The 10,313-nt window shown below is 70.2% G+C and carries 10 protein-coding genes and 2 tRNA genes; 7 read left to right on the plus strand and 5 right to left on the minus strand.

All coding sequences use genetic code 11. The features are described from left to right. Nucleotides 1-32 precede the first annotated feature (32 nt). Nucleotides 33-923 (minus strand): iron uptake transporter permease EfeU, encoded by an 891-nt coding sequence (gene efeU, locus B4M60_RS02720; RefSeq protein WP_291080051.1) that lies wholly within the window; start codon nucleotides 921-923, stop codon nucleotides 33-35. A 187-nt stretch (nucleotides 924-1,110) separates the two neighbouring features. On the opposite strand from efeU, the gene B4M60_RS02725 reads away from it, so the two are divergent. From B4M60_RS02725 to B4M60_RS02735, 3 genes are all read left to right on the plus strand, one after another. Continuing rightward, nucleotides 1,111-2,100, plus strand: coding sequence for a DUF2804 domain-containing protein (locus B4M60_RS02725; RefSeq protein WP_291080053.1), 990 nt, complete (start codon nucleotides 1,111-1,113; stop codon nucleotides 2,098-2,100). 135 nt (nucleotides 2,101-2,235) lie between these two features. Next, the gene (locus B4M60_RS02730; RefSeq protein ID WP_291080055.1) at nucleotides 2,236-2,889 is read left to right on the plus strand and encodes a hypothetical protein; all 654 of its coding nucleotides are present in this window, start codon (nucleotides 2,236-2,238) and stop codon (nucleotides 2,887-2,889) included. 58 nt (nucleotides 2,890-2,947) lie between these two features. Then, nucleotides 2,948-3,073, plus strand: coding sequence for a hypothetical protein (locus B4M60_RS02735; protein WP_291080057.1), 126 nt, complete (start codon nucleotides 2,948-2,950; stop codon nucleotides 3,071-3,073). Nucleotides 3,074-3,196: 123 nt separating this feature from the next. Here the strand turns inward: B4M60_RS02735 and B4M60_RS02740 are convergent. After that, nucleotides 3,197-3,269 (minus strand) — tRNA-His (locus B4M60_RS02740). 84 nt (nucleotides 3,270-3,353) lie between these two features. Then, on the minus strand, nucleotides 3,354-4,010 hold the full coding sequence (gene orn / locus B4M60_RS02745; protein ID WP_291080059.1) for an oligoribonuclease: 657 nt from the start codon (nucleotides 4,008-4,010) through the stop codon (nucleotides 3,354-3,356). A gap of 72 nt (nucleotides 4,011-4,082) precedes the next feature. Between orn and B4M60_RS02750 the strand changes: the two genes are divergently transcribed. Further along, the gene (locus B4M60_RS02750) at nucleotides 4,083-5,678 is read left to right on the plus strand and encodes a helicase HerA-like domain-containing protein (protein WP_291080061.1); all 1,596 of its coding nucleotides are present in this window, start codon (nucleotides 4,083-4,085) and stop codon (nucleotides 5,676-5,678) included. Between the two features lie 4 nt (nucleotides 5,679-5,682). On the opposite strand, the gene cmrA is transcribed toward B4M60_RS02750, so the two are convergent. After that, nucleotides 5,683-6,501, minus strand: a complete 819-nt coding sequence (gene cmrA, locus B4M60_RS02755; protein ID WP_291080063.1) for a mycolate reductase — start codon at nucleotides 6,499-6,501, stop codon at nucleotides 5,683-5,685. A 240-nt stretch (nucleotides 6,502-6,741) separates the two neighbouring features. Then, nucleotides 6,742-6,814: transfer RNA gene (locus B4M60_RS02760), tRNA-Arg, on the minus strand. Nucleotides 6,815-6,921: 107 nt separating this feature from the next. Here B4M60_RS02760 and B4M60_RS02765 point away from each other — a divergent pair. The 3 genes from B4M60_RS02765 to B4M60_RS02775 all read left to right on the plus strand — a co-directional run. Continuing rightward, nucleotides 6,922-8,952, plus strand: coding sequence for a cytochrome c oxidase assembly protein (locus B4M60_RS02765; RefSeq protein ID WP_291080065.1), 2,031 nt, complete (start codon nucleotides 6,922-6,924; stop codon nucleotides 8,950-8,952). Nucleotides 8,953-9,118: 166 nt separating this feature from the next. After that, nucleotides 9,119-9,631: a single-stranded DNA-binding protein gene (locus tag B4M60_RS02770; RefSeq protein ID WP_291080067.1), complete on the plus strand. Its 513-nt coding sequence runs from the start codon at nucleotides 9,119-9,121 to the stop codon at nucleotides 9,629-9,631. Between the two features lie 129 nt (nucleotides 9,632-9,760). Then, the coding region (locus tag B4M60_RS02775; protein ID WP_291080069.1) for an ATP-binding cassette domain-containing protein at nucleotides 9,761-10,313 on the plus strand (553 nt) is incomplete at its 3' end.

The following is a 10,313-nucleotide window of genomic DNA, read 5'->3' on the forward strand; positions in this document are numbered from 1 at the left end:
CGCGAGGACGGGCTGGCGGAGGATGGTGCGATTCACTGTGTGGTGGCTTTCTTGTCGGTGGGGGCCGGTGTGGCCGCGGTGGTGGTTCCGCCGGCCGGCCGGGGTCGGCGGCGCGTGGCGCGGAGGAAGAGCGGGACCACGACGACGAGGTACGCGACCCATCCGAACACCTGGAGCCAGGTGGGCATGAAGTTCAGGTTCACCACGGCCACGGCCAGCGTGTAGGGCACGACTCCGATGCCGGAGGTGGGGACCAGGTGGGACAGATCGAACGCCCAGTTGCCCCAGCCGGGCAGGACGGAGGCCTCCTGGAGGTCGCCGATGCCGTAGGAGACGATGCCGGCGGCCACCACGATGAGGAAGATCCCGCTCCATCGGAAGAACGCACCGATGTCGATCCGCACGGCGCCGGCGTAGATGAGGACCCCCAGGGCCGCGGCGGTGGCGAGGCCGCACACCACCGCGATGGCGGGGACGACGGCCGAGGTGTTCATGGTGGACTGGGTGGTGGCCCAGACGAACATCGCGGTCTCGAGCGACTCCCGACCCACGGCGAGGAGTGCGATCCACACGATCCCGCGGCCGCCCCTGTCCACCGCACCGGCGAGCGAGGTCTCCAGCCCCGCCTTCTGGCCGGCCGCGTGGGTGCCCATCCAGAGGATCATCCAGGTGATCAGGGCTACGGCGAGAAGACTGAGGGTGCCGCCGAGGATCTCCTGGGCGGCGAAAGTCATCGTGTAGGGGCCCCACGTCATGTACGCGCCCGCGGCCAGGGGGACGAGGGAGGCGACGGCGACGCCCGCCCAGAGCCGGGGGAGGAGGTCTCGGCGGCCGATCTTGACCAGATAGGCCACGAGGATGCCCACCACGAGGGCGGCTTCGAGCCCTTCGCGCAAGGCGATGAGGAAGTTGGCGAGGAACATGGAGTGGCCTGGATTCTGATCGGGATCCGGGTCGCGATGGACGGCCCGGGTCGAGGAACTTAGGAATGGCTACCCTTGGTTGCCTCGCGCAGAAAGTTCTACCCCTCGGGAGCGCCGAACGCAACAGCCCCGCCGCGGCCGGTGGAGTCGGGTCGGAGCCGCCCGCCTCGGATGACAGAGTGTCTCCATGACTGCGGAGCGCGAAATCACCGAGATCACGGACCTCGCCCACGGCGTTCGGCTCGACCCGGCCGCCGTGGGCTGGTCGCGTAAGCCCCTGCACCGCACGCACATCGGCGGCTGGGGCCGCACCAAGCGGTGGGAGTACTGGGGGATCGTCTCCGACCGGTTCGTGGTGGGACTCACCGTCGCCGGCCTCGACTATCTGGCCAACTGCGCCGTCTACGTCCTGGACCGGAGGACGGGCGTGGAGACGGTGCGCAGCGGAATCACGCCGCTGCATGCGCCGGGCTTCAGCGACGTGCCGGGCGACGGCACGATTCACGCCGCCGCGGGGTTCGGGTCGACGCGGGTGACGATCGAGATCGACGACGACGAGGTCTCCACCTCCCTCGGTGTGCGGGCTCGTGGGCTGCAGCTGAGCTTGGAGGTCTCCCGCCCGAGGCATGACAGTCTCGCGGTGGTGGTGCCGTGGGGCGCGACGCGCTTCCAGTACACGCTCAAGGATCTGGCCAATCCGGTCACCGGCACGGTGACGATCGACGGCGAGACCCACGTGCTGGGGGAGGGCTGGGCCGTACTCGACCGCGGGCGGGGCCGCTGGCGCTACTCGAACGTCTGGAACTGGGGCGCGGGCAGTGGAGTCGTGGACGGTTCCACCCGCGCGATCCAGGTGGGCGGCAGATGGACCGACGGCACCGGCGTCACCGAGAACGGGATCCTCGTGGACGGGCGGATGCACAAGCTCGGCGATGACCTCCGCTGGTCCTACGACGTGGCCGACCCGGCCGGGCGGTGGCGGGTGCGGGGAGAGCGTCTGGACGCCACTCTCACGCCGTTCCATCAGCGTCGAGACATCACCGAGTTGGGGGTGCTGGCGGTCAAGACGTGGCAGGCGTTCGGCGTCTGGCACGGCATCGGGGTGCTGGACGACGGCACCACCGTGTCACTGGATGGGCTGGTGGGCTGGGCGGAGGAGTCGCGCAACCGCTGGTAGGCGCCGCGTTCGCCCGCAGCGCGGGCGCTACTGCAGCGCCGACGTCAGACGCATCACCGATTCCATGCGATCGAGGGCACCAAACCCGAGGAGTACCACGCGACGATCGTGCTGCCCCCGGATTCCAGTCAGAAGATGATGACCTTCCTCGCCCCCGGCGCGAAGCCGGTCGAGATCGACTTCTACGTCAACCAGAAGAGGAACGCGCTCTCGTCGCTGACCACCGGAGAGGCCGCGACTGACGTCTCGACGCAGATCAACACGAGCTTCACGCGGACTCTCGACGAGGTCGGCCTGGCTCTGGTGTCGTCGCTGGCCACACACCTCGACGACTCCGAGGCGAAAAAGGCCGTCTATCGGCTCGGCACCGGGGCCGGCGGGATCTCCGTGCAGTTGATCTCCGCAGCGGGGACCGCCGAGATGGTCGCGGCGGTCCTCTCGTCCGGCGACAGCCTCCTGACGAGCGGCGGCTCGCTCGCCTCGTCGTCGTCCCAGGCCGGCGGAGACGCCACCGGTGCGATCCGTCAGGGCGCGGTCGCCGTGACGTCGACGAAGGACGCGCTCGGGGGGTTTGTACACTGTGCTCTGTCGCTGGGTGGGTGCACTTCTGCTCGCGGTGCTCATCCGCACCGAGATCGACGAGGACGCACTCCCGCCGCTCGCCGGCCCGCTCACGCCGTGACAGGAGTACTTCGGGCACTTCGCGATCTTCGGCGGGCTCGCCCTGCCGCAGAGCACGATCCTCTTCGTCGGCGTCATCGCCTACACGCTCGTCCTGGCGATCGGTGAGGCGACCGCCGTACGAGCGGCCATCGCGGGAATCTACGACGGCGACTACTGGCAGGCCGTGGGATGGCTACTGGTGTTCACGCTGCCGTTCCTGTTCATCGGACTGGTTCTGCGCCTGGCCGTGAAGAACTTCAACGACGATCTGAACGCCTCGCTCGAGTCGACCAAGCTCATGAGCGTGTGACCCGGTGCTGTGTGACGCCCTGACCGCCGGCGTCCACACGACGGGGTGCGGGCACGGAGAGCGCGGTCGTCTCGGTGAACGAGAGCAGGGCCCAGACCAGAAGGTCCGGGCCCTGCGCGTCGGGGTGGCTGACGGGACTCGAACCCGCGACAGCCAGGATCACAACCTGGTGCTCTACCAACTGAACTACAGCCACCATCGCCGCCCTCGCGGACAGCGCCCACGATGTTACCCGGTCGACACCCGGGGCGGGAAATCCCCTGGTGGTGCTCCCGGCGGGTCAGACCACCGGGGGCAGGGCCGCCGCAGCCGCCCGGACGTCCTCCGAGGTCGGCCCGGGCTGCGGCACAAATGCGGTCGCCCGGTAGTACTGCAGCTCGCGGATCGATTCCTTGATGTCCGCCAGGGCGCGGTGGGCCATGCCCTTCTCCGGCTGGCCGAAGTAGATGCGCGGGTACCAGCGCCGGGACAGCTCCTTGATCGAGCTGACGTCGATCATCCGGTAGTGCAGGTAGCCGTTGAGATCCGGCATGTCGCGGGCGAGGAACCCGCGGTCGGTGCCGATCGAGTTGCCGGCCAGGGGGGCGGTCCCGGCCACCGGCACCCAGGTGCGGATGTAGTCCAGGACCAGCTTCTCGGCCTCGGCGAGGGTGACCGTCGACTCGCGGATCTCCTCGGTCAGGCCCGAGGAGGCGTGCATGTCCCGGACGACGGGCAGCATCGCGTCGAGCTTGGCCTCGGTGGTGTGGATGACGATGTCCACGCCCTCGCCGAGGACGTTGAGCTCGGAGTCGGTGACCAGGGCCGCGATCTCCACCAGGACGTCGTGGGAGATGTCGAGGCCGGTCATCTCGCAGTCGATCCAGACGATCCGGTCGTTCTTGGACTCCTGGTGGGGCGTCGGCGCGGACGCGGCTGCGATGGTCGGCTCTGGCATCATTCGACTATATCGCCGTCGCCGTGGGCGGCCGACGTCCCGTGACGCCCCGCAGCCCGAGGAGCCTGACAGATGACCGACACCGCCGCCCGCCAGATCGCCTCCGGATACACGACGGAGGGAGGGGCGGTCACCCTCGGTTCCGTGGTGGTGGACGGCGTCGCCGACCCCGCCGCGACGGTGGCGCTGCCGCTGTCCATGGTCAACCGCCACGGGCTCATCGCCGGGGCCACCGGGACGGGTAAGACCAAGACGGTCCAGTTGTTCGTCGAACAACTGTCGGCGAATGGCGTCCCCGTCGTCGTCGCCGATATCAAGGGTGACCTGTCCGGCCTGGCCGCGCCCGGGGAGGCGTCCGCGGCGATCTCCGATCGCGCGGCGCGCGCGGGCGCCGACTGGACGCCCGAGGCGTTCCCGGTGCAGTTCGTCTCGCTGGGGACCGGGGGGATCGGGGTCCCGATCCGCGCGACGATCTCCGGCTTCGGGCCGATCCTGCTGTCCAAGGTGCTGGGGCTCAACGCCACCCAGGAGTCGACTCTCGGACTGATCTTCCACTGGGCCGACCAACAGGGCCTCGAACTGTACGACCTCAAGGACCTCCGCTCGGTGATCCAGTACCTCACCGGCGACCAGGGTAAGGCCGACCTCAAGGGGATCGGCGGGGTGTCCACCGCGACGGCCGGCGTGATCCTGCGCGCCCTGGTCAACCTCGAGGCCGCGGGCGGCGACACGTTCTTCGGCGACCCGGAGCTCGACCCCGCCGACCTCATGCGCACCGAGGACGGCCGGGGCGTGGTGACCGCGATCGAGCTGGGGGACCAGGCCGCCCGGCCGGCGCTGTTCTCGACGTTCCTCATGTGGATCCTGGCCGAGCTGTTCCAGACGCTGCCGGAGAAGGGCGACGCGGACAAGCCGGAGCTCGTGTTCATCTTCGACGAGGCCCACCTGCTCTTCGCCGACGCCTCCAAGGCGTTCCTCGAGCAGGTCGTGCAGACCGTCAAGCTCATCCGCTCCAAGGGCGTGGGGGTGTACTTCTGCTCGCAGCAGCCCACGGACATCCCCAGGGACGTGCTCTCCCAGCTCGGGGCGCGGATCCAGCACGCCCTGCGCGCGTTCACGCCCGAGGACCAGGCGGCGTTGGCCAAGACGGTCAAGACCTATCCGAGGTCGGAGGTGTACGACATCGCCACGGCGCTGACCTCGCTCGGAACCGGTGAGGCGATCGTCACCGTGTTGTCCGAGCGGGGCGCGCCCACGCCGGTGGCGTGGACGCTCATGGCCCCGCCCCGCTCGCTCATGGACACGATCGGAGCCCCGGCGATCACGGAGAAGGCCCGGGCCTCCGGGCTGTACGCCCGGTACGGGGCCACCGTGGACCCCCTGTCGGCGTTCGAGAAGCTCCGGGCCCAGGCCGACGCCGCGGATCGGGCGGCCCTCGACGCCGAGGCCGCGGCGCAGCAGGCGGAGCGGGCCCGGGAGCAGGCGAGAGTCGAGGCGCAGGAGCAGGCTCAGGCCGGCGACGGGGCGGGCGGGGGCGGCGACGAGTCGTTCGTGGAGCGGGCCATGGCCAATCCGGCGGTCCGCTCGTTCCTGCGCTCGGCCGCCTCGGCGGCGGGGCGGGAGATCAGCCGGAACATCTTCGGCACCCGCACCCGCCGCCGCAGGTGACCGGTCAGCCGTCCTGCTGCCCCTCGCCGAGCTTGGCGTAGAAGCGGCCGACGATCGGCGCCATGATCGCGCGCGGGGTGTAGTTGCCGGCCACGGACATGGCCTGGCTCAGCGGCCCGGGGACCACGCGCATCTTGTTCCGCGCCAGGGCGTCCAGCGAGACCCGCGCGGTGTACTCGGTGTCCACCCAGAGGCGGTCGGGGACCAGACGGTCGACAAAGGTCTTGTCCTCGTCCGCGATCTCCTCGGTCCGCACCGGGCCGGGGGCCAGCAGCGTCACGTGGATGCCGGCGTCCTTGACCTCGCCCCGCAGCGACTCGGAGAACGTGTTGAGGAACGCCTTGGACGCGGCGTAGGTGGCGTTGTTGGGGATGGGCATGTTGCCGGCCGCCGAGCCCACGTTGAGGATCGCCCCCGAGCGTCGCGAGACCATCCCGGGCAGCACCGCGAGGATCAGGTCGTGGCAGGCCACGGCGTTGAGCTGGACCTGGGTCTTCTCGTAGTCCGGGTCGAGCGAGGCGATCGGGCCGAACGTCGCGATCCCGGCGTTGTTGCACAGGATCGAGATCTCGCGGCCGGCCAGCTCGTCCAGCAGCGGCTGCCGCGCCGCGGGGTCCGCCAGGTCGCAGGCCCGCACCTCCACCGTCACCCGGAAGTCCCGTTCGAGCCGCTCCTTGAGTTCCTGCAGCACCTCGCCGCGCCGCGCCACCACGATCAGCGAGTGCCCGCGCCGGGCGAGTTCGGTGGCCAGAGCCATTCCGATCCCGGAGGAGGCGCCGGTCACGACGGCGCGGGTCGACACGGTGGGCGGGGGAAGGGACATGGGGCTCCTCGAGGTCCGGCACTCGGCCCGCCGAGGACGGCGGGCACGGCAGCGCCGACCTTACCCGCGGGGTGCGCACCCGGGCGAGGTCCACGCCCCACCCCACCGGCTTGCGCTGCCCCCCACCGGCTTGCGCCGCCCCCCACCGGCTTGCGCTGCCCCTTCGCCCGACAAAGGCCTGGCCGCGCTGGAGGAAGGGACCACGGGGGCAGCGCAAGCCTGGCGAGAGGGGAGAGTCGGCGCCCCCGAGAGGATTCGAACCCCTGACCAGCCGGGTAGAAACCGGATGCTCTATCCACTGAGCTACGGAGGCCTGCAGCGCGCCCATCAGGCGTCGCCGGGAGAATCGTAGCCGATGCGGGGGTGTGTCGAGCAGGCGCGAATCGGCCCGGGGGCGGTCGGGTTCCTACGATGGAGCGCATGACGTCGCAGAAGTCGGCACCCGCCGCCACCGGACCGCTCAGGACCCGCAGCGTGGTGCCGGTGGTGATCCTGCTCGCGGTGGTCACCGCGGCGGTGGTCGTGCCGCTGTCCGGGATGTCCACGGAGATCGCTCTCGAGCTGGTGGGAGTGCCGGACCCGGGAGTGCTGACCACCGCCGGACTGCCGGCGGTCCGGGCGATCGGCGAGCTGCTCGCGTCGGTGGCCGTGGGATCGGCGCTGTTCGCGGCATTCTTCACCCCGCCGCAGAAGGACAGGACGCTGGACGTGGACGGCTACCGCGCGCAGCGCCTGTCCTCCTGGGCGAACCTCGCCTGGGCGGTGGCCGCGGCGCTGCTCATCCCGCTCACCCTGTCCGACGTGTCCGGCCGTACGGTGTGGCAGTCTCTGCCGCCGGATCAGTGGCTGGTCGCGATCTCCCAGATCGATGCGGCGTCGTCGTGGCGGTGGGCCGCGGTGATCGCCCTGATCGCCGGCGTCGGGCAGCGGCTCACCCTGAGCTGGCGATGGTCGGTGATCTGGCTGGGCGTGTCCGTCCTCTCGCTCCTGCCGGTGGCGGCCACGGGCCACGCCTCGGGGAACACCGCCCACGACATCGCCACCAACTCGCTGATCATCCACCTGCTCGCCGCCGCGTTCTACATCGGCGGACTCGTCGCGGTGATCGCCCACACCATGCGCGGCGGCTCGCGGGTCGCGTTGGCCCTCCGCCGCTACTCGGTGGTGGCCACGGTCGCCATCGTGGCGCTCGGGTTCACGGGCGTGATCAACGCGCTCGTGCGTCTCCACCCGGGCGACCTGCTGTCCTCGACCTACGGGCTTCTGGTGGTGTCCAAGGCGTTGGCCCTGTGCCTGCTGACCCTGTTCGGGGTGGCCGTCCGTCGCCGGATCATCGCCAAGATCGAGTCCACCAACGCCAACGCGCCGGTCGACCGCGGCACCCTGCTCCGGATCGTGTTGGTCGAGGCCGTGGTCATGGCGGGCACGCTCGGACTGTCGGTCTCGCTCGGCCGCACCCCGCCGCCGGCCCCGCTGTACATCCCGACCCGCCAGGAGGCGCTGCTGGGCTTCGAGCTGCCGGGGCCGTTCTCCTTCGGCACGGTGTTCGGGCTGTGGCGCTTCGATCTGGTGCTGGGGCTCGCCGCGGTGATCCTGCTGGCGCTGTACGTCTGGGGCGTGGTGCACCTGCACCGGCGCGGGGACTCGTGGCCGGCGGGGCGGACGGTGTCCTGGGTCGTGGGCTGCGTGCTGCTGTTCCTCACCTCGAGCTCCGGCATGGGGATGTACATGATGGCCGACTTCGCCAGCCACATGGTCGGGCACATGCTCATCTCCATGCTGGTGCCGGTCCTGCTCGCCCTGGGCGGCCCGTTCACGCTGGCCCTGCGCGCGCTCCCGGCGGCGGGGCGCGCCAACCCGCCGGGCCCGCGGGAATGGCTGGTGGAGTTCATCAACAACCCGCTCTCCCGGTTCCTCACCCACCCCGTCGTGGCGTCGGTGCAGTTCGTGGCCGGCTTCTACCTGGTGTACTTCGGCGGGTTCTACGAGGCGCTCGCGTCGCAGCACATGGGCCACGTGTTCATGAACGTGCACTTCCTCATCAGCGGGTACCTGTTCTACTGGGTGATCATCGGGGTGGACGCCGCACCCCGGCAGTTCTCCCCGATGTACAAGCTCATGGTGCTACTCGGGTCGCTCCCGTTCCACGCCTTCTTCGGCATCATGCTCATGAACTACAAGACCGTGCTGGCCCAGAGCTGGTACGCGGGGATCGGGCTGCCGTGGGTCCCGGACCTGTTGCAGAGCCAGCAGGTCGGCGGTGGCGTGGCGTGGGCGGCGGGGGAGATCCCCCTGTTCATCGTCATGCTCGCCCTGGCCTGGCAGTGGTACCAGACCGACATGCGCGAGGCGCGGCGCGGGGAACGGCAGGCCGAGCGCGACGACGACGCCGAGCTCAAGGCCTATAACGAGATGCTCCGCGAGATGTCCGAGGCCGACCGCCGGCCCTGAGTCCGCGACGCTCGTCGTCGTCGTCCGGCGGACTCTCCACAGCCCGGCGTCCCTCCACAGGCCGGGCGCCGGGGGCGCGGGGACGAGGGGCGACGACGACGAGGTGGGGCACCCTCAGGTCACGAGGCCGACGCACGGTCGGTCCGAGTGTGACAGGAGTGAACCCATGAACGAGACCCTGACGACCGTCCGCGGAACCGTGATCACAGACCCCACCACCCGGCGGGTCGGCGACGACCAGGTGTTCACCTTCCGGGTGGCCAGCAACATCCGCTACCAGGACCGCAACACGGGGGAGTGGAAGACGGGCGGCACCCTGTACTTCTCGGCCAACTGCTGGGGACGGCTCGCGCAGAGGGCGCCGGGTTCGGTCTGCAAGGGTGACGGGATCATCGTCCACGGCCGTCTGCTAACCAACGAGTACGAGCGCGATGGTCGGCTCAACCGCGATCTGGAGATGCGGGTGACCGCCCTCGGGCCCGACCTGTCCCGCATGGACGTGACCGTACGGAGGGCCGCGACGTCGGACCCGGCGCTCGACGTCGGTGGCGGGCAGCGTGAGGCGGCGGACGCCCCGTCCGACCCGGACGAGGTGATGGCGATCGGATCCGTCGACGGCGATGATCCGGAGGGTGATCCGGACGAGGCCGCGGACTTCGCGGAGGCGGCCTCGGTCTGATGCCGCGGGAGGGCGAGGGGCCGGTGTCCGCCGTGGGCACCGGCCCCGCGGGTGGCCACGTAACATGGGGGTCGTGCCCGCGGCAGGCCCGCGGCGATATGGACGATTTGCGCAGGTGAGAGGGCAGAAGTGGCCGAGTTTATTTACACGATGAAGAAGGTTCGCAAGGCGCACGGGGACAAGGTGATCCTCGACGACGTGACGATGTCCTTCTACCCCGGTGCGAAGATCGGCGTCGTGGGGCCCAACGGCGCCGGTAAGTCCTCCATCCTCAAGATCATGGCGGGCCTCGACCAGCCGTCCAACGGCGAGGCGTTCCTCGACCCGGAGGCCACGGTCGGCATCCTCATGCAGGAGCCCGTGCTCGACGAGTCCAAGACGGTCAAGGAGAACGTCGAGGACGGCCTCGGCGAGACCATGGTGCAGCTCCGGCGGTACAACGCCGTCGCCGAGGAGATGGCGACCGACTACACCGAGGAGCTCATGGAGGAGATGGGCAGGTTGCAGGAGCAGCTCGACGCGGTGGACGCCTGGGACGTGGACTCGCAGATCGAGCAGGCGATGGACGCACTGCGCTGCCCGCCGGGCGACTCGCCCGTCACCCACCTCTCCGGCGGTGAGATGCGCCGCGTCGCGCTGTGCAAGCTGCTGCTGAGCAAGCCGGACCTGCTGCTGCTCGACG

This window comes from Dietzia sp. UBA5065, from assembly GCA_002415925.1.
Classification (GTDB): Bacteria; Actinomycetota; Actinomycetes; order Mycobacteriales; family Mycobacteriaceae; genus Dietzia.